The organism is Avibacterium sp. 21-595, assembly GCF_023611905.1.
Classification (GTDB): Bacteria; Pseudomonadota; Gammaproteobacteria; order Enterobacterales; family Pasteurellaceae; genus Avibacterium.
This window is the reverse complement of record NZ_CP091455.1, coordinates 1,239,377-1,266,182: the sequence shown is the minus strand read 5'-3', so window position 1 is coordinate 1,266,182 and position 26,806 is coordinate 1,239,377. Positions and strand designations below refer to the sequence as shown.

General features: G+C 37.5%; 25 protein-coding genes. 12 read left to right on the top strand and 13 right to left on the bottom strand.

Annotated features, from left to right (window positions below; all coding sequences use genetic code 11):
• Positions 1 to 53: 53 nt before the first annotated feature.
• The 4 genes from L4F92_RS05900 to L4F92_RS05885 all read right to left on the bottom strand — a co-directional run bounded on the left by L4F92_RS05900 (position 54) and on the right by L4F92_RS05885 (position 3,835).
• The gene (locus L4F92_RS05900; protein WP_250363027.1) at positions 54 to 2,375 is read right to left on the bottom strand and encodes a calcium-binding protein; all 2,322 of its coding nucleotides are present in this window, start codon (positions 2,373 to 2,375) and stop codon (positions 54 to 56) included.
• 164 nt (positions 2,376 to 2,539) lie between these two features.
• Positions 2,540 to 2,692 carry a hypothetical protein gene (locus tag L4F92_RS05895; protein WP_250363026.1) on the bottom strand — a complete coding sequence of 51 codons (153 nt, stop codon included), beginning with the start codon at positions 2,690 to 2,692 and terminating at the stop codon, positions 2,540 to 2,542.
• A gap of 3 nt (positions 2,693 to 2,695) precedes the next feature.
• Positions 2,696 to 3,250: a hypothetical protein gene (locus tag L4F92_RS05890; RefSeq protein WP_250363025.1), complete on the bottom strand. Its 555-nt coding sequence runs from the start codon at positions 3,248 to 3,250 to the stop codon at positions 2,696 to 2,698.
• A 24-nt stretch (positions 3,251 to 3,274) separates the two neighbouring features.
• The gene (locus tag L4F92_RS05885; RefSeq protein ID WP_250363024.1) at positions 3,275 to 3,835 is read right to left on the bottom strand and encodes a hypothetical protein; all 561 of its coding nucleotides are present in this window, start codon (positions 3,833 to 3,835) and stop codon (positions 3,275 to 3,277) included.
• A gap of 481 nt (positions 3,836 to 4,316) precedes the next feature.
• Here L4F92_RS05885 and L4F92_RS05880 point away from each other — a divergent pair, with 481 nt between their 5' ends.
• The 6 genes from L4F92_RS05880 (at position 4,317) to L4F92_RS05855 (ending at position 10,683) form a co-directional block, all read left to right on the top strand.
• The gene (locus L4F92_RS05880; RefSeq protein WP_250363023.1) at positions 4,317 to 5,627 is read left to right on the top strand and encodes an NCS2 family permease; all 1,311 of its coding nucleotides are present in this window, start codon (positions 4,317 to 4,319) and stop codon (positions 5,625 to 5,627) included.
• Between the two features lie 141 nt (positions 5,628 to 5,768).
• Positions 5,769 to 6,842 carry a DNA polymerase IV gene (gene dinB, locus L4F92_RS05875; RefSeq protein ID WP_250363022.1) on the top strand — a complete coding sequence of 358 codons (1,074 nt, stop codon included), beginning with the start codon at positions 5,769 to 5,771 and terminating at the stop codon, positions 6,840 to 6,842.
• A 99-nt stretch (positions 6,843 to 6,941) separates the two neighbouring features.
• Positions 6,942 to 7,808 carry a protease HtpX gene (gene htpX / locus L4F92_RS05870; protein WP_250363021.1) on the top strand — a complete coding sequence of 289 codons (867 nt, stop codon included), beginning with the start codon at positions 6,942 to 6,944 and terminating at the stop codon, positions 7,806 to 7,808.
• A gap of 553 nt (positions 7,809 to 8,361) precedes the next feature.
• Positions 8,362 to 8,898 (top strand): elongation factor P hydroxylase, encoded by a 537-nt coding sequence (locus L4F92_RS05865; RefSeq protein WP_250363020.1) that lies wholly within the window; start codon positions 8,362 to 8,364, stop codon positions 8,896 to 8,898.
• A gap of 100 nt (positions 8,899 to 8,998) precedes the next feature.
• On the top strand, positions 8,999 to 9,916 hold the full coding sequence (locus L4F92_RS05860; protein ID WP_250363019.1) for an ABC transporter ATP-binding protein: 918 nt from the start codon (positions 8,999 to 9,001) through the stop codon (positions 9,914 to 9,916).
• Positions 9,916 to 10,683, top strand: a complete 768-nt coding sequence (locus L4F92_RS05855; protein WP_250363018.1) for an ABC transporter permease — start codon at positions 9,916 to 9,918, stop codon at positions 10,681 to 10,683. The genes L4F92_RS05860 and L4F92_RS05855 overlap by 1 nt, the downstream gene beginning before the upstream one ends.
• Before the next feature lie 67 nt (positions 10,684 to 10,750).
• Here the strand turns inward: L4F92_RS05855 and L4F92_RS05850 are convergent, their stop codons facing one another.
• From L4F92_RS05850 to L4F92_RS05830, 5 genes are all read right to left on the bottom strand, one after another.
• Positions 10,751 to 11,266: a GNAT family N-acetyltransferase gene (locus tag L4F92_RS05850; RefSeq protein ID WP_250363017.1), complete on the bottom strand. Its 516-nt coding sequence runs from the start codon at positions 11,264 to 11,266 to the stop codon at positions 10,751 to 10,753.
• On the bottom strand, positions 11,250 to 11,543 hold the full coding sequence (locus tag L4F92_RS05845; protein WP_103855273.1) for a type II toxin-antitoxin system TacA family antitoxin: 294 nt from the start codon (positions 11,541 to 11,543) through the stop codon (positions 11,250 to 11,252). Before L4F92_RS05845 ends, L4F92_RS05850 begins: the two co-directional genes overlap by 17 nt.
• 82 nt (positions 11,544 to 11,625) lie before the next feature.
• Positions 11,626 to 12,990, bottom strand: a complete 1,365-nt coding sequence (gene ppnN / locus L4F92_RS05840) for a nucleotide 5'-monophosphate nucleosidase PpnN (protein WP_265748335.1) — start codon at positions 12,988 to 12,990, stop codon at positions 11,626 to 11,628.
• A 9-nt stretch (positions 12,991 to 12,999) separates the two neighbouring features.
• On the bottom strand, positions 13,000 to 13,842 hold the full coding sequence (gene queF / locus L4F92_RS05835) for an NADPH-dependent 7-cyano-7-deazaguanine reductase QueF (protein WP_250363016.1): 843 nt from the start codon (positions 13,840 to 13,842) through the stop codon (positions 13,000 to 13,002).
• Between the two features lie 9 nt (positions 13,843 to 13,851).
• Positions 13,852 to 14,628: a Zn-ribbon-containing protein gene (locus L4F92_RS05830; RefSeq protein WP_250363015.1), complete on the bottom strand. Its 777-nt coding sequence runs from the start codon at positions 14,626 to 14,628 to the stop codon at positions 13,852 to 13,854.
• Positions 14,629 to 14,768: 140 nt separating this feature from the next.
• Between L4F92_RS05830 and L4F92_RS05825 the strand changes: the two genes are divergently transcribed.
• The 6 genes from L4F92_RS05825 to L4F92_RS05800 all read left to right on the top strand — a co-directional run bounded on the left by L4F92_RS05825 (position 14,769) and on the right by L4F92_RS05800 (position 18,239).
• Positions 14,769 to 15,101 (top strand): YqcC family protein, encoded by a 333-nt coding sequence (locus tag L4F92_RS05825; RefSeq protein ID WP_250363014.1) that lies wholly within the window; start codon positions 14,769 to 14,771, stop codon positions 15,099 to 15,101.
• Positions 15,088 to 15,816 (top strand): tRNA pseudouridine(65) synthase TruC, encoded by a 729-nt coding sequence (gene truC, locus L4F92_RS05820; protein ID WP_250363013.1) that lies wholly within the window; start codon positions 15,088 to 15,090, stop codon positions 15,814 to 15,816. Before L4F92_RS05825 ends, truC begins: the two co-directional genes overlap by 14 nt.
• 258 nt (positions 15,817 to 16,074) lie before the next feature.
• On the top strand, positions 16,075 to 16,503 hold the full coding sequence (gene rplM, locus L4F92_RS05815; RefSeq protein WP_017806616.1) for a 50S ribosomal protein L13: 429 nt from the start codon (positions 16,075 to 16,077) through the stop codon (positions 16,501 to 16,503).
• Between the two features lie 16 nt (positions 16,504 to 16,519).
• Positions 16,520 to 16,912, top strand: coding sequence for a 30S ribosomal protein S9 (rpsI, locus tag L4F92_RS05810; RefSeq protein WP_017806615.1), 393 nt, complete (start codon positions 16,520 to 16,522; stop codon positions 16,910 to 16,912).
• Positions 16,913 to 17,129: 217 nt separating this feature from the next.
• Positions 17,130 to 17,768: a stringent starvation protein SspA gene (sspA, locus tag L4F92_RS05805; RefSeq protein ID WP_250363012.1), complete on the top strand. Its 639-nt coding sequence runs from the start codon at positions 17,130 to 17,132 to the stop codon at positions 17,766 to 17,768.
• Between the two features lie 12 nt (positions 17,769 to 17,780).
• Positions 17,781 to 18,239, top strand: coding sequence for a ClpXP protease specificity-enhancing factor (locus L4F92_RS05800; protein WP_250363011.1), 459 nt, complete (start codon positions 17,781 to 17,783; stop codon positions 18,237 to 18,239).
• Positions 18,240 to 19,151: 912 nt separating this feature from the next.
• Here the strand turns inward: L4F92_RS05800 and sbcB are convergent.
• The 4 genes from sbcB to mukE all read right to left on the bottom strand — a co-directional run bounded on the left by sbcB (position 19,152) and on the right by mukE (position 26,804).
• Positions 19,152 to 20,573 (bottom strand): exodeoxyribonuclease I, encoded by a 1,422-nt coding sequence (gene sbcB / locus L4F92_RS05795; protein ID WP_250350249.1) that lies wholly within the window; start codon positions 20,571 to 20,573, stop codon positions 19,152 to 19,154.
• Positions 20,574 to 20,577: 4 nt separating this feature from the next.
• A complete protein-coding gene (locus tag L4F92_RS05790) occupies positions 20,578 to 21,450 on the bottom strand; it encodes a DMT family transporter (protein ID WP_250350250.1) in 873 nt (290 codons plus the stop codon).
• Positions 21,451 to 21,528: 78 nt separating this feature from the next.
• The gene (gene mukB, locus L4F92_RS05785; RefSeq protein ID WP_250363010.1) at positions 21,529 to 26,076 is read right to left on the bottom strand and encodes a chromosome partition protein MukB; all 4,548 of its coding nucleotides are present in this window, start codon (positions 26,074 to 26,076) and stop codon (positions 21,529 to 21,531) included.
• On the bottom strand, positions 26,076 to 26,804 hold the full coding sequence (gene mukE / locus L4F92_RS05780; RefSeq protein WP_250351688.1) for a chromosome partition protein MukE: 729 nt from the start codon (positions 26,802 to 26,804) through the stop codon (positions 26,076 to 26,078). Before mukE ends, mukB begins: the two co-directional genes overlap by 1 nt.
• Positions 26,805 to 26,806 lie beyond the last annotated feature (2 nt).

The window sequence follows — 26,806 nt, the reverse complement described above, 5'->3', positions numbered from 1 at the left end:
TCACCCTTTCATAGGGAGTACTATCTTGCTTTAAAATTGAAGTGACTATATTTTTACAGAACCTCAATTACTTGATTAATATGAGATTTAAACTGTTGTAAATCCAAAGGTGAAAAATTATCAGCAGTATATTGAGGCAAGATTTCCATTGTTTCTTTTACTAATTTTTCAGTCTGATGGATATTTAATTCAGCCGAATTAGCAAATTTAATTTGCTCTATTTTGTGATCATTATGATTATACCAATCTTTAATTGTAATTTTATCTTTTTGTAGTAAAGATTGAATAATGAGATCATTATTATTTTTACTAAAATAAAGATCTGATATATCTTCAATATCTGTAAATATTAAGCTATCAATATCATAGTCTCGATTAGAATAATTACTATCTTCAAAAATAGTATCTTGCCCATGACCTTTACTAAATAGGTAAGTGTCCGCACCAAAACCACCTTTTAGAATATCATTGCCTTGACCTCCAATTAAGGTGTCGTCCCCCTGAACAGCATTAATAATATCATCGCCATCACCACCAAAAATAGTTGTGCTACCTTGCCAGTCGTTAATAATATCGTTATTCTCTGTACCATATAGCTTCATAATACTATTATTTTTTAATTCATCTCTAGTCAATGCTTGATCTGCAAAAGTAAAGCGATCTATTTGATAATCCTCATGTACATAAAATTTATTTATTCTTATGCTATCATTTTTAGAATAACCAAATAAAATTAAATCGTTACTTTCTCGGCTAAATTTTACTTCATCAAAATTAACATCAATAAACTGAAGGGTGTCAATATCATGTTCTCGGTTAGAGTAATTACTATCTTCAAAAATAGTATCTTGCCCATGACCTTTACTAAATAGGTAAGTGTCCGCACCAAAACCACCTTTTAGAATATCATTTCCTTGACCTCCAATTAAGGTATCATCACCTAGGTTAGCTCTAATTATATCATTGCCGTTTCCTGTATAAATTAATTCTTTTTCGTTTGTTGATTCAATTACATTATCGCTATCATCACCCTCTATAATATGATGATTTATCACAGATTTTAATATAGGGTTGTTTTCAGCCAACTGTGTTAAATTTGTTTTTATTAATGCTTCAAACTCTTGATTATAGATAGCTAAGTTTTGGTAGGTTTTTAATAAATGGATTAGCTTTTCCATATCATACTCTACAAAAGTTTTTTCTATTTTAGTGTTGATTTTACTCCAATCAAATTCTAATTCTCCTTTTTCATTAATATTAAAAGAAGTTATTGTAAAAATCTCCTTATAGATAGATTGTGAATCTATTTGTGCTGCAACATAATCAGCAAATTTATCAAACTCTTCCTCTAATAGCTTTGCAGCATCTCGTGTTGGATTACTATTGCGTCCTTGCTGTAAGAATGGTTGTCCTGTTAAATTTTCTAATGTGGCAACTTTTCTTGCATCAATATAGCTTCCTCTACTGTCTTTAGTAACACTTGTGGTTTCTGTCCATTCAAAAATTAGATTGTTAATCAACTGCTTTTTATCTGCTATTGATGAATTAATATATTCTTCAATAACATAAATTAAATGATGATTTTTTACCATTGCTTGATGCAAATTTAATACGTTTCCAAATGAAATTACATTGGGCATTGCTTTAATTTCATCACTTATTTCAATGTTTTCTTTAAAATAGCTTTTACTATTATCTGTATCAAACCAAATGTCAGCAACTTCGGTTATACGTCCATCTTGCCAAATAATTTGTGAACGTTGTTTATGATCATTATTATTTTCATCTTGATAATCACTGTTTTGGAAATGAAGTTCGATTTTTTTAATGCCTGTGTCGGCTAAATTTATTAACTCATCTTCTTCAGAGATTCCATTTTGATTCTTATCAATCCATATTTTTAATATGGTCCAGGTCTCATCATTTTCATCAAAAATCTGATCTTGATTACTATCTAATTCTGCTAGGGCTTCAAAGCCGTGTTTTGCCTTATTCCCATTTTGTAAGGTTGTGTGATTACCAAATAACTCTTCACCCGAATCAATAACATCATTATTATTACGATCCCATACTAATAATGCATCATTTTGATCAACCCATGCTGTATTTTCAGCAAAGCCATTATTATCTAAATCAAAAAAAATATTTTTATCTTTAGAAATTGTTTTAATACCATCACCATTCATATCAATAATTAATGGATCAATGTTTACACCCTCTGCTCCTCCCGTATTAGGTTTATCTGGTGGTGGAGCTAAAGGACCGAGCGGTATAGCAGGTGGGACTATACAGCCATTCGCATCTCTATGATTTAAACTATCATGGATAGAAACTGCAATGCCACTTACAGTAAAAACAGCGGCGGCTACAGCCATTCCCGGAGAGGCGGCTAAAACTCCAACCGCCCCGGCTAATCCAGCTAAAAGCGTAAATAAATCATTGGCTGTAATTTGTTTATTAACCCCTATATTGACGGCTGCACTGAATGCAGAAATTCCACCACCAGCAACTCCAAGATAAGGGATAGGAAACCTACTTACTAAGTAGAGGTTGTGATAATTGCAGAAGTTGCTATATTTTCATTAAAAGTATCTAAACTACATTTTCTAGAAATACTACCTGTTTCTATTATTCCATCTAATGTACCAATATCAGATACAAATTTCGCAATTAATAAGTCTTTACCATTCATAATTTATTCCTCTTTTGATTTATTTTTTCTAGAAAAATATTTTTCCATTTTAATTTGAAATAAAGCACCTAAAATGACTGCTAATATTTCTAACATCCCCCATTTTGCTGATCTAGCTATTCTTAACTTTCTATTTTCAATAAATTCATCATCTATATTATAAAAGCACTCTCCATTTTTTAGGCATAAGCTATATACATTTTCTCCTCTTGAGGATATGTCAATAAAAGTTATACTTGATAATTCATACCTTCCGCTTTTATATAAGCCACAGTATATTTTGTAACAGTTATTATTTATCTGTCTAATTGTAGTGTGGTTATTTAATCTTCCATTTATCTTATAATCTTTTATGATTATATCTATGTTTTGGTAAGATTTATAGGTTATATTAAAATTATTAAATAATAAAATAGGTAGAGAGGAATAAAGAATTATTACAGAAACAATAATTATAAACACCTTGTGAATTAAGGTTAGCTCATTGCAAATATATATAAAAACCTTTTTGAAGAATAAGGTGATCTGATAGGGGATTATAAAAAAATATTTTATCATATATAATGTTATCTCTTTAAATTATTATCCATCTATATCATAAATTGTCTTTTTATGTTTTTTGGTTACTAAATATTCAAAACATGCTGATTGCACATAAACAACAATAATAAGAAATAATACAGACCACATAGCAACGGTTGCTTTATATGTTAATTCTTTTTTTTCTTCCTCAATTAAACTATTATCTATATTAGAAAAACATTTTTCATCAATGCAAAAAGAAAATATTTCTTTTCGTCCATGTATGCTAATGAATTTTATCTCTGATAATTTATATTCTCCGTTACCTGATAAGCCACAATATTTATGATAACATTTATTGCTTAGTTTTCTAATGGTTGTATAATTATTAAGCATTCCATTCATTACATAATCTTGAACAGTAACGTTAATGTTTTTATAAGAATGAAACTCGATATTAAATTTATTAAATAATATTGGTAAAGAGAGATAAGACATACCTATTGAGAAAAACAAAATCAATCCCCAATGTGCTGGGTGAATGGTTTTATAAATATGCACCAAAAATTTTTTTAAATATAAAATTATATGATAGATAGCTATGAAAAAATCTTTTATCATTACAATATCATCTCTTTAAACTGTTATTTGTAAGTATCGTAGCGTGAAAATTTTCAATAAAAATACTTTTATCATTATAAAATAAATTAATCAAAAAATAATCCTAAAATCGTGATAGTGATCACAGTTTTTAAAAGAGTGGGAGGGGTAATTCTCAAATATGCTGTAGCTTACGAAAAGTTGTTGAGTCTTTTTGCTTAAAATGGTGAGCGTTTTTGTGTATTAAGTGGTTAGTGTGCAAAATCGCGTTTGAGTGTAGAAATTCAGTATTGAATTATAATTAAGAGTTGTAGAGCAGGATAGCGTAAAAAAGTGAGGTCAGAAAAAAATAAGCAATTTTTCTACCGCACTTTATTTTTTCATTAAAAAATTTACGAAAACCTATCGCGAAATCGTTTTCGTTCTGCTAGAATTGGCAGGAAAAACACCTTTCTTTAAGTCGCGTTTTTCATCTTTTTTATCAACTAATCTGGATTAAAAAATGGAAAATCAGTCTTTTCTACAAAAACTTTTTAAATTAAATCAAAAAAATACCACGGCAAAAACAGAAATTATCGCAGGGATCACCACCTTTTTTACGATGGTTTATATTGTTTTTGTTAATCCTTCTGTGCTTGGTGATGCGGGGATGGATAAGCAAGTGGTCTTCGTTACAACCTGTTTAATCGCCGCATTTGGTACGATTGCAATGGGATTATTTAGCAATCTGCCTATCGCACTTGCACCAGCAATGGGATTGAATGCCTTTTTTGCTTATGTCGTAGTAGGGAAATTAGGGTATTCTTGGGAAGTGGGAATGGGGGCGATCTTTTGGGGTTCCGTTGGGTTGTTTATCTTAACCTTATTCCAAATTCGCTATTGGTTAATGGCATCTATTCCTTTGAGTTTACGCGTTGGAATTGGTGCTGGGATTGGCTTTTTTATTTCGCTCATTGGCTTTAAAAATATGGGGTTAGTTGTCGCAAATCCAGCAACCTTAGTGGCATTGGGCGAGTTACATAATCCACAAGTATTAATGGGCATTTTAGGCTTCTTTATCATTGTGGTATTAGCCGCGCGTAATATTTATTCAGGTGTACTCATTTCAATTGCTGTGGTTACCACGTTGGCGTTAATTTTTGATGAAAGTGTCGTTTTTCACGGCGTGATCTCAATGCCACCGAGTCTTGCCCCAGTCGTAGGCAAAGTGGATATTATGGGCGCATTAGATACGGCTTTACTTGGCATCATTTTCTCTTTCTTATTGGTGAATTTATTCGATTCTTCAGGCACGTTACTCGGTGTAACGGACAAAGCGGGCATCAGCGATGAAAAAGGGCGCTTTCCAAAAATGAAACAAGCGCTTTATGTGGATAGCGTGAGTGCGGTTGCTGGCTCGTACATCGGTACGTCTGCCATTAGTACCTATATTGAAAGTGGTGCGGGCGTTTCCGTAGGGGGACGTACAGGAATGACAGCCGTTGTGGTTGGTGTGCTGTTCTTATTAACCATTTTCTTCTCACCATTAGCCAGTGTTGTGCCAGCTTATGCGACTGCAGGCGCGTTAGTCTATGTAGGAATTTTAATGGCCTCAAGCTTAATTCGTGTTCAATGGGAAGATTTGACCGAAGCCACACCTGCCTTTATCACCGCGGCGATGATGCCATTCACTTATTCCATTACGGAAGGCATTGCCTTTGGTTTTATTAGCTACTGTGTGATGAAAGTTTGTACGGGGCGCTGGAAAGAAGTCAATGCACCAGTTTGGGTGGTTGCCTTACTTTTTATTGCCAAATTCGTTTGGGTTGGCTAACTCTTTTTAATTAGGGCGAAAAATTCGCCCTAATTTTTTACCGCACTTTTATTATTTTCGATTTGCCTTAAAAACAGGTAAAATGTTGCCAATTTTGCACCGCACTTTATCCATTATTTTTTTCCAGAAATTTACGCCACGATGTCAAAAACAAGAAAAATCATTCATATTGATATGGATTGCTTTTATGCTTCCATTGAATTACGGGATAAACCGCATCTTAAAAACCTGCCTGTGGCGGTAGGTGGATCGGCAGAGCAACGTGGTGTACTTAGCACCTGTAATTATGAAGCAAGGAAATTTGGGTTACACAGTGCAATGCCAACGGCACAAGCCTTGAAGCGTTGCCCAAATTTAATTTTATTACCCGTAAATATGCCGTTATATAAACAGGTATCACAACAAATTCAGCAAATATTTCATCGTTATACGCATTTGGTTGAACCCTTATCTTTAGATGAAGCCTATTTAGATGTAACAGATTGTGAACAATGCTCTGGATCGGCAACGTGGATTGCGCAAGAAATTCGTCAAGCCATTTTTGCCGAAACAGGATTAACGGCTTCAGCAGGTATCGCCCCATTAAAATTTTTAGCCAAAATTGCATCTGATAAAAATAAACCGAATGGACAATTTGTCATCGAACCGAATGATGTAGAGGAATTTGTACGCAACCTTCCGCTCAGTGCCATTCCGGGAGTAGGAAAGGTAACCACACAACGCTTATTGGAAATGGGCTTAAAAACCTGTGCTGATGTACAGCAATTTGAGCCGCATTTATTACTCAATCAATTAGGCAAGAGCGGACAGCGTATTTGGCATTTTAGCCACGCTATTGATGAAAGGGAAGTCCAGCCCGAGCGATTGCGGAAATCCGTCGGGGTAGAAACCACATTGTTGAAAAATATAACGGAGCTAGAACAAGGGGAAGCCGTGCTAAGTCAATTGTATGAGCAATTAGTCAGCCGTGTACAACGTGCTTGTCCTCATTTACCTGTGCAAAAATTGCGTAAAATTGGTGTAAAGTTAAAATTTGATGATTTTCAAATCACTACCTTAGAGAAAAGTGCGGTGGATTTTAATCAAGAAAATTTCCGTAGATTATTGGCACAAATTTGGCAACGCCGTCAGGATAAATCCATTCGATTAATTGGTCTGCACGTTCATTTACCGGAACAACAAGAAGAAAAACAGATGAGTTTGTGGGAAAACTGAACCGTTAAATCTTGAAATTACAAAATTTATAATTATATTGGTTATTCCTTTAATCATTTATTGGATAATCAATCACATACTTACAATGAGGAACTTTCTATGATGCGAATTTTACTTTTTTTAGCCACCAATATGGCCGTGCTAATTGTTTTCAATATTATTTTGAGCCTAACGGGTATCCGTGCGCAAGATGCTAGCGGATTATTAATTATGGCAGCGCTATTCGGTTTCAGTGGCTCATTGATTTCCTTATTTTTATCCAAAACAATGGCATTAAGATCAGTGAATGGGCAGGTGATTGAACAGCCACGCACGGAACAAGAACGCTGGTTATTGAATACCGTTTCTATTCAAGCACGTGATGCGAATATCCCGATGCCAACGGTAGCGATTTATCATTCTGCTGATGTCAATGCCTTTGCCACTGGGGCAAGCAAAAACAATTCGTTGGTTGCCGTAAGTACAGGATTGCTCAATGCAATGACCAAAGATGAAGCAGAAGCAGTGCTAGCCCACGAAATCAGCCATATTCAAAATGGCGATATGGTCACAATGACCTTGTTGCAAGGAGTGTTAAATACGTTTGTGATTTTTATTTCTCGCCTTATTGCCAATGTGGTGGCGAGCAATCGCAACGACAACGGTGAAAGCAGCAGTGGTATTTATTTCTTAGTTTCAATGGTGCTAGAAGTGGTATTCGGCTTCTTGGCAAGTATGATCGCAATGTGGTTTTCTCGTTACCGTGAATATCGTGCAGATGCAGGTTCGGCTCATTTAGTCGGAAAACAAAAAATGATTGCTGCATTACGCCGCTTACAGCAACTTCACGAGCCACAACAAATGGAAGGGCAATTTGCTGCTTTTGCCATTAATGGTAAAAGAGGTGGATTAGCTTCATTATTTTTAAGCCATCCACCGTTGGAAAAGCGTATTGAGGCACTTCAAAAAAGTGATAGTTTAAACTAAACGCTTTTTCGGGCAGACACATAGCTCTACCCCTACAAAAATTCATTTAATTATAATCAGTTATCATTCATTTATATTGGTGTAGGGGCGAACCGATGTGTTCGCCCTTTAAATTGTTACCATTAGCAAGACGTGTTGAAGCGTTGCAATAAAGAAATGATGGCTTAAAATAAACGCTTTTTCGGGCAGACACATAGGTCTGCCCCTACAAAAATTCATTTAATTATAATCAGTTATCATTCATTTATATGGAAGTAGGGGCGAATCGATGTGTTTGCCCTTTAAATTGTTACCATTAGCAAGACGTGTTGAAGCGTTGTAATAAAGAAGTGATGGCTTAAAATAAACGCTTTTTCGAGCAGACACATAGCTCTGCCCCTACGAAATTCGTTTAATTATAATCAGTTATCATTCATTGATACTAGTGTAGGGGCGGGCCGATGTGTCCGCCCTTTAAAATAATGAATGTGACTAAACCGCCATAAATGTTAAAATAGGGCGTTTTCAAATTTTCAGGCACAGACTTTGTGCCTTATTATTTTTTGGAGTTGTGATGGAGCATCGTTTAGAAGACATTATTACCATTTTTAATCAATGCTTTGAGCAAGAATATAATACCAAATTGGTCAAAGGGGGCGATGAGCCACTTTATCTGCCCGCCAATGAACATTGTCCTTACAATGCCATTTATTTTGCTCGAGGCTTTTATAGTAGCGCTTTGCACGAAATTTCTCACTGGCTAATTGCAGGCAAAGCACGGCGTAAATTAGAAGATTTTGGTTATTGGTATGAACCCGATGGGCGTTCTGAACAACGTCAGCGTGAGTTCGAGCAAGTGGAGGTGAAACCACAAGCGCTAGAATGGATTTTAGCCACTGCCGCAGGTTTTCGTTATATTGCCAGTAGTGATAATTTAAGCGGTGATCCCGGCGATACACAACCATTTAAACAAGCAGTGTATGAACAAGTAAAAACCTACGCCAAAAAAGGCTTACCGAAACGCGCAGAAATTTTGCGTAAAGCACTCGCCAAATTTTATGGTACACCAGATAATATCAACCTCGATTTATTTGATGTCAGTAGAATTTAAAAATACGCATAGAAATCCGCGAAATTTATACCGCACTTTGTTTACCTTTTATTTCAAAAGTGCGGAGCAAAATTTCGATAAATTTTATACGGAACGTTGAATGTTAGCATTAGAAATCAAAGGATTAACGAAAGAATATAAAAACGGCGTGAAAGCCTTGTATGGCATTGATCTCAGTGTTGAAGCGGGAGATTTTTACGCCTTACTTGGTCATAATGGGGCGGGGAAATCCACCACCATTGGGATTATTTGTTCTTTGGTTAATAAAACTGCTGGTGAAGTGAAGGTGTTTGGTGCAGATTTAGATCATAATCCAAGTCAGCTAAAACAGAATATCGGTTTAGTCCCGCAAGAATTTAATTTTAACCAATTTGAACGGGTGATTGATATTTTAATTAATCAAGCAGGTTATTATGGTATTCCACGTAAAGAAGCGTTGGTACGCGCGGAAGTGTGGCTGAAAAAGCTAGATTTATGGGATAAACGCCATCAGCAATCACGCCAACTTTCAGGGGGAATGAAACGCCGTTTAATGATTGCGCGCGCCTTAATGCATCACCCTAAATTGCTGATTCTTGATGAGCCTACGGCTGGCGTGGATATTGAACTGCGCCGCACAATGTGGGAGTTCTTGCGTGAGTTAAATCAGCAAGGCACAACCATTATTCTCACCACCCATTATTTGGAAGAAGCCGAAATGCTTTGTCGTCATATTGGCATTATTCAGCAAGGACGTTTGGTGGTGAATATGCCAATGAAAGCGTTATTAGCAAAACTAGAAACAGAAACCTTTGTGTTTGATTTAGCCACTCAAATAAATAAACCAGAAATAATAGGTTACAACGTAACTTGGCTGGATAATAATACGCTTGAAGTCGAGGTAAAAAGAGAGCAGGGTTTAAATCAGTTGTTTTCACAGCTTGATAAGCAAGGCGTACAAGTATTGAGTATGCGTAATAAAGCTAACCGCTTGGAAGAGCTTTTTGTTTCAATGGCACTGAATAAAGGAGTGAAATAATGAGTTTAGCTTGGGTTGCCTTCCAAACCATTTTTATTAAAGAAGTTCGCCGTTTTACCCGAATTTGGGTGCAAACGCTTGTGCCACCGGTGATTACAATGACGTTATATTTTGTGATTTTCGGCCAGCTTATTGGCAATCGCATTGGTGAAATGCACGGTTTTAGCTATATGCAATTTATCGTACCGGGGCTGATTATGATGTCCGCCTTAACCCATTCTTTCGCCAATGTTGCCTCGTCTTTTTATAGCACAAAATTTGCTCGCAATGTGGAAGAACTGCTGATTTCACCCACTTCACCACATATTATTATTTTAGGCTATATGGCAGGAGGAATGGCACGTGGATTGAGTGTTGGTATTCTGGTTACCTTAGTTTCGCTATTTTTCGTCCCATTACAGATTTATTCTTGGACGGTCATTCTTGCGACCTTATTGCTTACCACAGCAAGCTTTGCATTAGGAGGCTTGATTAATGCCGTTTTCGCTCGATCATTTGACGACATTAGCATTATTCCCACCTTTGTATTAACCCCTTTAACTTATTTAGGTGGTGTATTTTATTCTATCTCCTTACTTCCACCTTTCTGGCAAGTGGTGTCTAAATTTAATCCCATTGTCTATATGATAAGTGGTTTCCGCTACGGTTTTCTCGGCATTCAAGATGTCAGCCTTGTTTACACTTTCAGCGTTTTAGGCATTTTTATCACCGCACTTTACGGCATCGCCTATTATCTGATCAGTCGTGGGGTGGGGTTAAGGAGTTAAGAAAAGTGCGGTGAAAAATTAAATTATTTCTTAATTTATTCTTTTAAAAGGCATTTATTAATGCCTTTTATTTTTTAATCAATTTCGTTAAAGGGAGAAAGAGCATATTTTTTCGTTCAAGAAAGGTGATAAAACCTAATTTATGATAGAACGCAGTCGCTTGTTCGTCTTTGGCTTGTACCAGTAATACGGCAACAGCAAGCTTTGACTCCTTTATTTTGCTGATGGCGTCTGCGATTAAAAATTTACCATAATCACAGCCGACAAATTGTTCATCAACTGCTAATCGTCCAATTAATGCAGCAGGAATATTAGGGTAGCGAATCTCTTGTTTAATTTGTGTTTTGGGAATGTCGCTTACATTAATTGCAGTGGCAGATAGGGTGTAATAGCCAATAATTTTAGCCTGTTTTTGATGAATTAAAACGAAACATTTCGATAATTCTTTTCTTTCATCTTGTGAGGCTTGGGTATAAAAATAGCGGTTTAACTCAGGTGAAAGACTGCAAAAGGATTTTCTATCTAACTTCAACTGAGATAATGTCACAATATCAATATGCTCTAACTCAATCTGCACGCGCATTTTTCCTTGCTAAGAATTGTTGGTGCATCGAAAGCGCTTCTTCCATTGTTGGATTGACTTCATAAGAATCTAGATGCTTCAATAAATGGACTTGATCCGCCACAGATAATTTCACAGACTGATGTTCAGCAATGGTTTTTACGGATTCTTTATATACCACATCAACAATAAAATCTGTTAATGTGCGCCCAGTAATCGCTGCAGCCTGTTTAAATAATTGATAAATTTCAGGATTTACTTTTGCTTCTAATCGAGCTTTGGGGATTTTAGTTTGCATAATAATTTGCTCTGTTCTATTAATATGAAAGAATTATACGGCTTGCGGCCGTACAATTCAAGAAAAGAGGATTAATTATTTACTAACGAATAATCTCATAACAAGGCTCATAAGCCTCGCCGTCTGGTAGTTTCATTCGGTGTTGGGTGATGAAATCTTGTAGCACGTTGTCCACTTTTTCCATTAAATCTTTATCCCCTTTGAGCTGGAATTTGCCTAGCTCAGCGATGCGATCTTGCGTATCAGGCTTAATGTTACCCGCCACAATGCCAGAGAACACACGGCGAAGATTAGCGGCAAGGCTCACTTTGCTTTGGTTCATATGTAAATCTAAATTTGCCATATTTTCGTGGGTTGGGATAAATGGCTGTTGGAATTCAGGATCAATTTTCAACGACCAATTAAAGCCATAAGAATCATTATTTTCATAGCGTAAATGACGAATTTCTTCTATTGAAGATTTCATATGACGCGCCACTGCCACAGGATCATCAATAATGATTTTATATAAGGATTGTGCTTCTTTTCCTAAGGTTTCGCCAATAAAACGATCAATCGTAGCAAAATAATCCGCACTTTCTTTTGGCCCCGTTAAGATTAATGGAATAGATTGCACTTGATTTTCTGGATTGAGTTTGATGCCAAGAATGTAAAGTAATTCTTCAAATGTTCCCGGCCCACCGGGGAAAATAATAATACCGTGTCCCATACGCACAAAAGCTTCAAGGCGTTTTTCGATGTCGGGCATAATAATTAATTCATTAACGATAGGATTAGGTGGCTCAGACGCGATGATTGAAGGCTCTGTAATGCCGATAAAACGACTATGTTTATAGCGTTGATTTGCGTGGCCAATCGCAGCCCCTTTCATTGGGGCTTCCATTACACCCGGTCCGCAGCCTGTGATGATATTTAATTCGCGATGCCCCAATTCTAGCCCTACTGCACGGCAATATTGGTATTCAATTTGATTGATGGAATGGCCACCCCAGCACACGACCAAATTAGGTAATTCACCCACGATCAAGGCTTTGGCATTACGCAGAATAGAAAAGACTTGATTGGTGATATGTACGCTATCTTGGATATCACAAGGATTAATCCGTTGGCTTAGCACATTTACGAAGACAATATCACGCAATACAGCAAAAAGATGATACTGAATATTGCGGATAATATGTTGATCTACAAAGGCACTTTCTGGCGGATTATGTAGCTCAAGGGTGATACCACGCTCTGTCGCCACCAATTCAATATCAAAATCAGGATATTGATTTAATAATTTACGGCTGTCATCGGTTACCGCACCAGAATTTAGCACGGCAAGAGAACAGTTGCGATACAGTTGATACAGTTCGCTTTTCGCTTGCTTGGTGAGTAATTCCACTTCAAGATGTGAGAGCTGTTCCATACTCCCTCGTGGATTAACATAATGAATATTTGCCACTGCAACCTCCTATTGTCTGGCTAAGCGTGTATTGTGCGGTACGCTTTGAAAATTCGAGCGGAACGGATTAATATCCAACCCACCACGGCGTGTATAACGGGCATAAACCGTGAGCTTTTCTGGCTGAGCAAAGCGCATTAAATCACAATAAATTCGTTCAACGCATTGCTCGTGGAATTCATTATGCTGACGGAATGAAATCAAATAACGTAACAATTTTTCCCGATCAATCTGCTTGCCTACATAATGAATTTGCAAGGATCCCCAGTCAGGTTGTTGGGTGATTAAACAATTTGATTTGAGCAAATGGCTCACTAACTGTTCTTCCACCTGTTTCGCCTCTTGTGTGCAATTTGCTAAATAATTGGGGTTGAATTGGTAATCATGAATTTCAATATCCTGATCATCAATACAGTCGCCTTGTAATTCGTCAATAAAAGTGCGGTGGTAATTTTGCAAAGAATTTAACTGCACTTTGACTTGCCCATTCGCACAATTTGCTAGATCTTGCTGTAAGTGTTGTTGCACTTGCTCAGCCGTCTCGAAATGACTTTGATTAAAACTGTTGAGATAAAGTTTAAAACTTTTTGATTCGATTAAATTTTCACTGCGGAAATCAATTTCCACATCAGCAATGGCAACTTGTGGCACACCTTTGGCATTAAGCCAAGAGATTTCATAAGCCGTCCAAATATCTGCCCCAAAAGTAAAAGGTTGATTTTCCACAATCCCAAGCTGTTCACGGTTTAATTTTCGAGGTACGGCTTGCAGTAAAGTGCGGTCATAATTTTGTGCATATTTTGTTTCTTGCCCAAGTTTTAAGTCGTGTAAACTTTCGTGATTGTAATTCATTGTTTTTCCTCATTGCCAGTGCCAAGAAAGGTTGGATACCAATCGGCACTGATCACATTTAAAATCAAACAAACCAAAGAGCGGTGTTTTTAATGCCCAATTTTGATTACAGCTTGGACAGCGGCGTTGTTGTTCGGCTTGTAAACTTTCGCCACCAATACGATATAAATAATAATAGGTTGGAATCCCCGTGTGTTGCTCTATTTCTTGGCATAAGGCATAGCCGTGTTTAGATAAATGACTATGTAGATCGGAAATTTCCGCAAGGGCGTGCTGTTCTAATGCTGTGCCATTCATTTGTAGTTGATCGCAAGCCTGCCAATTTTCTTGCCATTTAATGAGATCTAAACTCAAGTGCGGGGCATTTTTAAAATATTTATATAGTGGGATAGGCAAGTTATCCTCCCCACTGTGTAATGGCGAGCAAGATTGTAAATAAGTAGTATAAAGCACTTGCCAGCTAGGGCGTTTACCTTGATAGGTGAGATCTGAATTTAAATCATCAGCAATAACTTGGAAACTATCGAAATTTATCCCGGCACGTTGTGCTTTATCTAACGCTGTTTGTACCGCCACATTATTAAATTCGGGTAACAAGCTTTGCTGTTCAGGACAAACGACACGCACTGCAATGCCTTGCTGGTTTTCTAGTTCAGCGTGGAAAAGGGGGATTTCTCGCCCAAGAATTTGTCCATTATAGCGCCATTGTTCAATCACTTGATTAATCAATGGGTAAGCCATATTGTTAGGTTGGGTAAGGGTAAAAAAAGCCTCAATTAAATACATTTTCTGCCTTAATTTATCAAGAAAGCGATTGCGTTTTTTCGCATTTGGCTTTGTGGTATCATAACGCCTTCAGTTTTGCACTAAGGCGAATGCCACATTTTAGGCAGAATGAGATGAGAAAGCAAATTAAGGAAACCACAATGCGTGAACAAACAAAATACCAGTTACAACAATTACAAAAAGCAATGGAAGAATTAGCGCTTTGGCAAGCCGTTCCTCCTGAAGCAGCTGCCTTTGACAGCGTTGAGCCATTTTGTATTGATACAATGAATGCACACGAATGGTTACAATGGGTGTTTATTCCAAGAATGTATGCCGTTATCGAAAGCAGTGAGCCATTACCGCATAAAATGGCTATCGTACCTTACATTGAAGAAGCTTTGAAAGAGCAAGATATTATTGCCGTGCAACGCTTAATTGAGCCGTTGAAAGCCATCGAAGAAATTTGTAACGCACAAAATGACCGCACTTGATATTCTTTACCAAGATGAGTATTTGATCGCGGTGAACAAGCCAGCTGGAATGTTGGTGCATCGCAGTTGGCTTGATCGTCACGAAACTCAATTTGTAATGCAAACCTTGCGCGATCAAATTGGGCAGCACGTTTTTCCTATTCATCGTTTAGATCGCCCAACCTCTGGGGTGTTGCTTTTTGCCTTAAATGCTGAAATAGCCAAATTGCTGTGCGAACAATTTGAGCAGAAGCAGGTTGAAAAAAGCTATTTAGCGGTGGTACGCGGTTATCTCAAAGACCCGGGAAGGATTGATTATCCGCTGAAAGTGCAATTGGATAAAATTGCCGATAAATTTGCTCAGCAAGATAAAGCACCACAAGAGGCTATCACCGATTATGAAGGATTGAAGGTAGTAGAGATGCCTTATGGGGTAGGGCGCTATCAAACGAGTCGTTATTCTTTAGTGAGGTTAATTCCACACACAGGAAGAAAACATCAGTTACGTCGTCACTTAAAGCATATTTTCCACCCTATTTTAGGGGATACTCAATATGGCGATTTACATCAAAATCGCGCTTTAACTGAACATACAGGCGTGCATCGGTTAATGCTACACGCAGAAACGCTTGCCTTTATTCACCCCATAACAAAAAATTGGCTAAAAATCACCGCACCTTTAGATGAACAATGGCAACGCTTGTTCGATGCTTTTTCTTGGAATGGGGTAGGGTAACCCCTTAACTAGAACATTCTAAAACATTAAGTGAACGAACTTGCTAAGAAAAAGGACTAAGAATTTCAAAGTGCGGTGCTTTTTTCATTTGTTTTTTCCTTAAAGCTCTTGTATAATCGCCCGACCCTGTGAATGTGTTGGCTTTCCCACCGCACATTATTTTATCGAGATCACACTCGAAGGGGTGCAGATTGAGATTAATGGTTGTGTTCAATATTGAACACTGGGTATTAATATTATTTTATTGGTAATTAATTAATGAAAACTTTTGTAGCAAAACCAGAAACAGTTAAACGTGACTGGTATGTAGTAGATGCGACAGGTAAAACGTTAGGTCGTTTAGCGACTGAATTAGCACGTCGTCTTCGTGGTAAACATAAAGCTGAATACACTCCACACGTTGATACAGGTGATTATATCATCGTTATCAATGCGGACAAAGTTGCCGTAACAGGTAAAAAAGAAAGCGATAAAATTTACTACTGGCACACTGGCTATGTAGGTGGTATCAAACAAGCGACATTTAAAGAAATGATTGCTCGCCGTCCTGAAGCAGTGATTGAAATTGCGGTTAAAGGTATGTTGCCAAAAGGTCCATTAGGCCGTGCAATGTATCGTAAGTTAAAAGTGTACGCTGGTCCTAACCACGAACACGCAGCACAACAACCACAAGTTTTAGATATTTAATCACGAGGTGAGAAAAATGGCAGAGAATCAAAACTACGGCACAGGTCGCCGCAAAAGCTCTTCAGCTCGTGTATTTATCAAACCGGGCAGTGGTAAAATTACTATCAACCAACGTGAATTAGACGTATATTTTGGTCGCGAAACTTCTCGTATGATCGTACGTCAGCCATTAGAATTGGTTGAATTAACTGATAAATTAGACCTATACATCACAGTTAAAGGTGGTGGTATTTCAGGTCAAGCGGGTGCAATCCGTCACGGTATCACTCGTGCATTAATTGAATATGATGAAACATTACGTCCAGCATTACGCGCAGCAGGCTTTGTTACTCGTGATGCACGTCGCGTTGAACGTAAAAAAGTGGGTTTACACAAAGCACGTCGTCGCCCACAATACTCAAAACGTTAATCGTTTCTTATTCAAATATTGTTCAAATGGCAAGTTTCCACTTGCCATTTTTCTTTTCTAAATTTATTAAACCAATCATTACAGGAAAATTCAATTTGTTATCAATAAGATAGAGTAGTATTGAATAAATTTACTTAGCTATTTCCCTATAATTTATGGTAAAATATTGCCCTTAATTTAAAATGACAGATAAGCAAAAGGTTAGCAGAGGAATAAAATGAGTAGTGCATCAAGTAAACGTTCAATAATGACCCTTTTTTCCAATCAAGAAGATATTTATTGCCATCAGGTTCGCATTGTATTAGCGGAAAAAGGCGTGCCTTATGAAATGGAAGAAATGGCTCTAGGTTCTGTATCTGAAGATTTAATGGAATTAAACCCCTATGGGACATTACCAACCTTGGTAGATCGTGATTTAGTGCTATTTAATTCTCGTATTATTATGGAATACCTTGATGAGCGTTTTCCACATCCGCCATTAATGCCAGTTTATCCTGTATCTCGTGGTAAAAGCCGTTTATTAATGTTAAGAATTGAGCAAGATTGGTATTCTTTACTAAACCAAATTGAGCAAGGCGATGAGTCTGAGAAAGAGCAGGCTACAAAGCAATTAAAAGAAGAATTATTAGCTATTGCACCAATTTTCAATCAAACACCTTATTTTATGAGTGAAGAATTTAGCTTGGTCGATTGCTATATTGCCCCTTTATTATGGCGTATGCAGAAGCTGGGTATTCAATTTACAGGAGCGGGAAGTAAAGCAATCAAAAATTATATGGAACGCGTGTATCAAAGAGATTCTTTCAAGCAATCCGTTGGTGAAGTTGCGCCTAAAAATCTAATGGATGACAAATAAAAGAGAGGAGTTATGGAGCGTAAATTCTCACCGAAACGTCCTTATATCTTAAGAGCTTATTATGATTGGCTTATAGATAATGATTGTACGCCTTATTTGGCGGTTGATGCAACGTATGCAGGGGTAAAAGTACCAGCTGAATACGTCAAAGATGGGCAAATCGTATTAAATATCTCAATGAATGCAACGGGAAACTTGCAATTAACCAATGATTTTGTGCAATTTAATGCGCGTTTTCAAGGCATACCGCAAGAAATTTTTATTCCTATGGGCGCGCTTATTGCTCTTTATGCAAGAGAAAGTGGTGATGGCATTATGTTTGAACCAGAGGAATTTGAAGGTGATCTTGCCCAACAAGATGAAATTCAAGATGAGCAACCGTTAAGTTTCGTTGAAGCTGTTGATAAACCTAAAGCAATAGAAAAATCATCTAGCAATAAATCCTCTCCAAAATTACGTTTTATTGATTAATTATTATTGTCTCTAATGTCTTTTAAGTGCCTGTATTAAACAAATCGTGCAGGCACTTTTTTATATCCCTAATTTATAAAACCCTTATTTTTTTCATTTCTATCGATCTTGTTTAATTATTTTGTAACCCTGTAACAAAAGCATCATTCGAATTTTTCTCTTTCTTTAATAAGTTTCACAATATTAGTTATTTTAAATCTTATTAGCATTTATTTTATCTATTGTAGAAATCAAGGGTAAATTACCACATCACCATAACAGCGCAGCAATCTAAAAAATAAGATAATGCTGCAATAAATAAAGCGCAACATAAAATATTAGAGATGCCATAAGCTCAACAAAAGAGAGTAATAAAAAGTTACTTTTACACCTTCATTATTTAACATAATATACATTATGCGAAATCAGTTATCGGGTTAGCGAAAACTACGAATAAATAAAATCACAGGGTTACACACAGATCACTTTTACTAGTTAAGCAAGGTGAAAACAAGCATATCGGCAACGTTGTAACGCTAAAACTTTAGATGTTACGCACTGGAATGAATGCAATGTAAAGAAAAATTAAAGAAGAATTAAAGATGAAGGCTAGAAAAATCTTGCTTTACTTTTAATTTAAGTAAAATTTTAATAAATAAAATTTGGAATTGATGGAAGCTATCCCATCTGTCTCTGTTATTTGTTCTTGTTGCTAATGAGTTTACTAAATTAGGTATTTTCGCGAGAACTTAACAGATATATTGATTAGTTAAATAAGAAATATAAGTATGTCCAATTTATTTAGCAGTATCATTTTCTTAATTAGATATGATTACGCTACGTGAAAAATAAAAAAATCGAGCAATTAGATTACTCGATTTTTTATTCTACATAATGTTAGAAAAATAATTACATTGTGACAGCATCACAAAGTTACCCTAGTAATTTTACGCCATATTCATAAACCCGTTGCAATAAAGCTAATTTTTCAGGGGTGTTTTGATGTTCTTCCGCTAAGGTTTGTAATTCTTGCTCAAATTGCACCGCACTTTGTTCCAGCTTTCTACGGCGGTATTTATCCCAACGTAACTGCTCTGCTCTGGTTAATGTTTTATAGAAATGTCGTGCGCGATAATGAAATAGCAAGCCATCAATACGTTTATCTTGGAACGTCAAATTATGTTCAGCCAATTTTTCAGGTGCTAAATCACGCAAAATAGCCATATTATTTTTATCATTTGGACTGAAAAATCCGCTATACAATTCAGTTTCCACATTATCGTTTGGCTCAAATGTCCGTTCATCGGTGAAAATTTGTAGCACTTTTTCACGGATATTGAGATCTGCACGTAATCTAGCAAGGTTTGCTAAGCAATCTTGACGATTAATGCCTAAACGTTGTGCATTTTCAGGTAATAGGGTTTTGGCTGGAGCTAAAATTGGGCATTTATTAATATGCACCAATTTTAATGGCACTGGCAAAATGCCTTGTTCTTCCAATTCCGCTTTTTTGGTATATAAATTTTGGCGTAATTCTTCCGCACTTTTATTGAGTAAATCATCAATATTGCTATCTAAATCACACACAATGACGGCATTTTTATTGCTTGGGTGCCAGGCTAAAGGGGCAATCCAAGTGGTATTACCGCGATAATTCCCCAACATTCCTGAAACGTGAACCAAGGGTGTCATTTCTGTGGTGTTAATCATTTTTTCAAGGGATTTTTTATCGCGATGTTCAAAGAAAAATTGGAATAATCTTGGCTGTTTTTGTTTGATCAGTTTTGCCATTTCGATAGTTGCATACACATCAGCCATTGCATCGTGGGCATTGCTATGCTCTATTCCATTCGCTTTGGTTAAATTTTCTAAGCGGAACGAGGGCATTCCCTCATCATCATAAACCCAGTTTATGCCTTCTGGTCGCAAGGCATAACAGGCACGCACTAAATCCAGTAAATCCCAGCGAGAATTACCATTTTTCCAACTATATTCGTAAGGATCGATAAAATTCCGATAAAAGGTATAACGGGTCATTTCATCGTCATAACGGATATTATTAAACCCCATTACACAAGTATTTGGCTGTGAGAATTCTTGCAAAATTCGCTGGGCAAATTCTGGTTCAGATAAACCTTGTTCGTTGCATTGTTGTGGCGTAATACCCGTTACCATTACCGCAGTGGGTGAAGGTAAATAGTCATTAGTTTGCTTGCAATAGAACATCACAGGCTCACCAATAATATTAAAATCTTTATCAGTACGAATACCGGCAAATTGCGCAGGGCGATCCGTGGCGGGATTAACGCCAAAACTTTCGTAATCGTAAACAAAAAAACTAAAATTATCTTGCATTACCTTACCTTGTTAAAAAAGGTTCTAAATAAAATAGGCTGAGAATGGCAGAAATACCAAGTACTAAGCCTACCCCATTAATTTTACTTATTTTTTCTTTGAATACTATTGCGCCTACAAGCGTGCCAAGACAAATCACGCCAATATTCATTCCAGCAAAAACCAGCGTTGGGTTTTGGCTGAAACTTTGATGGGCGCGAATATAAAATAGAATATTCATAAAATTTAGCCCGCCGAGTACAATTCCAGCTAATAAGCTTGCGCCATTCCATTGGGTTCGTTTAATCAATAAATACATAAACATCACGCACATTGCTAAGGCAAACGCAATAAACAAGGTGGTTGGAAAGGCATTTCCCATTTTGGCCATTTGTTTGAATAAAATGTCAATGACACCATAGCCTAACCAAACAGCAAGCAAACTCAATCCTGCTTTGACAGAAAGTTGCTGTTCGCACGGTTTATTGATTAAACAAAATAACGCAAAAAAAGCCAAAACTAAACTGATAATACGTGATTGACTGAGCTGTTCGCCAAATAATATAAAGGCAGCTAAAATAGGCAGAAATAAGGATAAACGTTGCGCTGCATCAGAGCGCACAATGCCAGCAAATTCAACCGCTTTAGACATAATAATGAACACACTCGGTAGCAATAAACCTAGGGCTAAGAAAATGGCACTATTTTCATTTTGTACAATAAACTCGGTGAAGCCTTGTCCTTGAAAATTAGGCTGTAATAAAAAATAACTTAATAACAGGGCAATAAGATAATTGAATGCGATTGCCTGTTCAATGACGATATTAAACTTCCGTGCGACTTTTAATAATACGGAGACAGCCACACTACAAGCAATAGCAAGAAATAAATAAGCCATTCGCTATCCTTAGTAAAAAGAAAGAAATTTAAAGTGCGGTAGAAATTCCCCTTATTTTTTACCGCACTTTAATATAACTTAGTGTGTTGCACCAAACCCACGTAATCCCACTACGTGAACTTGTTCTTGATTACCTGAGATTTTACGTACCAGTTTATAAGTGGTTCCTTTTTCTGGGCTAATGTTTTCAGGTGCTGCAATTAATAATTGCATATCTAAACGAGAACATAGTTCAAATAAGGTAGAAATCGATTTCGCATCTAAACGTGCCGCTTCATCAAGGAATAATAAACGGCAAGGAACAATATCCTTACCTCGAATACGACGGCTTTCTTCTTCCCAACTTTGTACCACCATTAGCAAGATTGACATCCCAGTACCAATAGCTTCACCCGTTGATAATGCACCACTTTCTGCACGTAACCAACCATCTGCGCCACGATACACTTCAACTTCTAAATCAAGGTAATTGCGGTAATCCAACAACTCTTCACCAATAGTTTGAGCGGTACGCTGCCCCATATCGATATGTGGATTTAAGCGTTGATACAATTTCGCAATGGCTTCGGAGAAAGTAATGCGGTTATCTGAGAATAAATCTTGATAATCATTGTGGCGATCGGATAATGCATCTAACAACATTGCGTGAGTATCACGAATATTGACCACTAAACGCACCGATTTCACCTGACCAAAGGCAATATTTTGTAAGCCTTGATTGAGCATACGAATGCGATTTTGTTCGCGTTGAATGGTTTTACGCATAATATTCGCCACACTTTCGGAACTAATCGCGAGTTTTTTCTCACGATTTGTTAATTCTGCAGTTAGGCGAGATAATTCGATCTCCATTTGTTCAATCGCATCAATCGGATCATCTGTTTTAATGATATCTTGACGAATACGCTCACGTAAATGTTGATACACTGCAATAAAGAACCGCACTTTATTTTCTGGTTTACGATTATCTTCAGATAAACGCAACGCATCACGCAGGTATTCATTATCAGCTACGGCAGTACGCAACGCACCAAGGGCTTTATCTGACATTGAACGTAATTCATCAGCAGAAAGATAAGCTAACTCGCGGCGGTTTAAACGTTTTTCCACATCACTATTGCGTGATAATCGTAGCACCACACACCAGCTTGCTTTCATTGCCACCACTAATTCACGTTGTGTTTTGTAATCGCGTTCTGCTTTACGAATACGGCGGTTAAGATTTTCACTTTCGCTTTCAATTAAGGTTAATTGTTTTTCCAAATAACGGCGACGATTACGTACCGTAGTAAGTTGTTGCGATAATTCATCACGACGTGTTTGCGCCCGTTGCTCTGCCCCATCATCTGCGCGTACGCCAAGCTGACTGATTTCCTCAAGCAACTCATTCAGTACTTTATTTTTTTCTTCATAAGAACTACGCAGCTCAATATAAACTTGATTATATTGGGCAAAACGAATTTGTTTTTGACGAACTTGTTCGCGTTGTTGTTCACGTTGTTGCTGAATTTGCTCTAAACGATTGCGAAGCTGCTCATTTAATTCAGAGGTTTCAGATTGAACGCTTTCTTTGTAATCAAAATGGGCTTTACGTTGTACCACATCGGCTAAAGCAAAAACACGTAGTTGAATTTGTTTTTGTTGTTGTTTTGCTTGTTCATAGTCAGCTTTTAATCGCTCATAATTTTCTGGATCGCTTTGTAATGTATTGGCAATGGGTTCGAGTTGTGACAATGTCACGCCATATTGGCGAATAAAGCGTTCATCTTGTTCTGCTAAATCTAATTGCTCACGACATTCTTCGATACGATCTAATAAACCTTCATCACCAATGACGCCAAATTGCGGAATCAGTCTATTTAATAACTGTAATTTTTCTTTTGCATTGTCTAATTTAAGGCGAATTTGTTGTTCAGTGGTAGTAAACTGCCCTAATTCACGCTCGATTTCCCCTTGTTCACGGCGAATTTGTGCCATTAATTCTTCAGGGTTTGGCTGGAATGCGAGGGCTAAATGCAAACCAACAAATTGGCTGAAATGTTCGTGTAAGCGTTGGCATTTTTGCACATCAAAAGCACATTCGGCATAGTGTTCGGATACTTCATCACGTTCAATTTGTAAGGCTTCTAAATGTTTTTCTCGTGCAGCACGGCCAAATAATGGAATTTCAGGGAATTTTGAATAACGTAATTCACGGTTAGACACCTGAACCACAACCCCTAGATCTAGCTCTTGGGCGGACAATACGCTGTCATCAAAAGAACTTGGATCACCTTCGATAAGGTATAAATCATCTGGGCAATCTTCAAGTTGCGCTAATTGTGCTTTCACAGCGTCTAAATCGCGCACCACAATCGCGTGACGAGCAGGGCCATATAACGCGGAGAAATAAGGTGCATCTTCAATTGGCACATCATCATAAAGCTCAGAAAGTAGCACACCGCCAAAGCGTTCTGCTAATACATTTAAACGCGGATCTTCAGAACCATCTGGCTGGCTTAAACGAGAAATTTGCTCATCAAGTTGCTGACGTTTTTGCTCTAACTGATCGCGTTTGATGGTTAATTCTCGTTCTTTAACTAAGAGTGATTGCATAAAATTCATCACGTCTTGGCTGTCAGCAAACTGGCTATGACTTTGTTCTTGTAAACGTTCTAGCGCTGATTGCGCGGTAAGCCACGCAGGGGCTTTATTGGCATTTTCATTGTAACGGACATTCAACTGCTCACGTTTTTGACGCAAAGTTGAGCGCTGTTCCACCTGTTCTGCTAATTCTTCATTTAGCTCATCAACAAGGCTTTCTTGCTCCGCATAATAGTCTTCAATTTCATCGGCGGTTTCAAGTTCTAATGCGGCTCGCTGATTAAATTCTTTCAATAAACGCACCGCACTTTGCTGTTGTTGATAACGCTGTTCTAACTCGTGTAATTTGGCACGAAGTTGCGGTGTTTGTTGCGCTTGCACTTTTTGGCTCGGATATTCACGTAATAATGCTTTTGCACTTTCCCACGCAGCAGAACGTGGCATTTCGCCTGCGATTTGGCAAACAAGTTGATAGGCTTTATCAAACTGCGATTTCGCCATTTCGGAAATCGACATTTTTTGCTCTAAATCTAGAACATTATTCGTCAAATCTTCCGCTTGCGCGACAAATTCAGCGTGATAATCCTCCACATTTTTAGTAGAAAGATCGGCCAATCCACAAAGGGTTTTGGCTTTTTCAAGTGCTTGAATAGCCTGTTGATATTGCAACGCACGGGTTTGTTGGGCATCTAGTGCTTGTTGATAATCCGCTAATTGGCTACGTAGTTGATCCACTTCTTGTTCATATTGTTCTAACTGCGCTTGGCTTTCTTCGTGCTGTTCTGATGCTTCTTCTACCGCAAATTTTTGTTCTTCTAATTTTTCTCGTAAACTTTCTACATCATCTTGATAACGCGAGATTTTTTCTTGATGACGTAACGCATTTAGCACCAAATTAAGATGATCGAGTGCGCTTTGGTGATCAACCTCAAGGGTTTGCTCATTTTCGTTAAGTTCCGCCAATTCACGGCTAAAATCCACTAAGCGATGTTGTGATAAATCACGTTCTGATTTTGCTAAATACCATTCCTTACGATGTGTTAAGGCACTTTCTACATTGCCTCGACGTTCATTGGCATTACGCATATAATCTGACGCCACATAATTGGTGGTTTCCGTAATTAAATGCTTGAATAAATCACGATCCGATTGCGTAACTTTAATTGCCTCAAGGGTCATACGGTTTTCACGCAATGCACTTTCCATATCTTGAAAGGCTTTACGGACGCCTAAGTTTTCGGGTAATAAATAATCACGCAAGGAGCGAGTAATCGCACTGGAAATTCCTCCGTAAAGCGAGGCTTCAATGAGTTTATAAAATTTGCTACGATCTGAAGAAGAACGCAGACGTTTAGGAATAATCCCTAAATCAAACATCATTCCGTGATAATCTGTAATGGAATGATATTGTTTAAATTGTGCGCCAAGGTTTTCTATTTTTTCTTTTAATTCATTAAGTGTTAGTACCCTTGCTTGACGTTCATTGACCGTTTCAGTTAAAACACTTGTTGGTGTTTGTGCAAGACTTAGCCCTTGAATAGAAAAGGTTTTAATATCAACTTTTTTATCTCGTCCAGCAACTTGTTGTAGACGCGCCCCGACTAAAACACGTTGATGACGAGAATTCACTGCATCTAATACTGCATAGCAGACACCCGGTTTGAGCTTACCGTGCAACCCTTTGTCGCGTGAACCCGTGGTTGCCCCCGCTTCTGTGGTATTACGGAAGTGCAATAAGGTTAAATCAGGAATTAATGCGGTAACAAAACCAGCCATTGTGGTTGATTTCCCCGCACCATTCCCCCCTGATAAGGTCGTGACTAACTCATCTAAATCAAATGTACGGGCAAAAAAACCGTTCCAGTTAATGAGGGTCAGTGAGCGGAATTTTCCACGCTCGACATTTTGAGCAATGGGAGCAGGCGCATCTTGCTGTTCTGCTTGCGCTGTTTCAATAATGTCTAATTCTTCAGGTTGATGATTTTCCATTTCTTCACTATCAAGGGTTAAATTATCATTTTCTACTTCAAATGCTTTGCTCATTATTCTTCCCCTTCCTCATCAATTTCTTCTATTTCATCTACATTTTCAACGTCATTTTGTACCGCACTTTTCTCATCTTGTAAGGATTGCGGTGTTGCCGCTTCGCCATCACGAATTAAGCGTAATTGTGCTTCCATTGGATCATCACCTGCACGCACTTCAGCACCAAAACGAAATACCGCTTCTGAAATCACAAATTTACCACTATGCTGATCCCCTACGGTAGCAATCATTCCTAGACGGCGTAAGCGGTTAAGTGCTGCTCGTACTTTTTCAGCTAATTTCTGTTTATCTAAATCAGATCCTGAAGAACGCTGATTGACGGTTTTTAACAGTTTGCTTTCATCAGCAAGATTTAATAATTCATCATAAACTTCTTGTGTGGTAAAAATACCTTGTTGAGCAAGACGTTCTGGACTTAAATACAAGTAACATAATACCTTTCCCACAAGCATTTCTAGCTCGGAAAGAACAGAACGCGCAATTAATGTTGTTGCTTTTGGACGTAAATAAAAGAAACCTTCTGGCGCGCGAATTAATTCTACGTTATAACGGCGATAAAATTGATCCAACTCATATTGAAAATCCATTAAAAAGGCGTGATTATCAAGCTGTTCAATACTAATATGTCTTCCCGCTCGTAATTGGCTGTCCACAACAGGAAAAAGAGGATTTGCAATGGCTTGAGCTTGTTTTACTGAAATTATATCTTGTAACTGATCTGTCATCA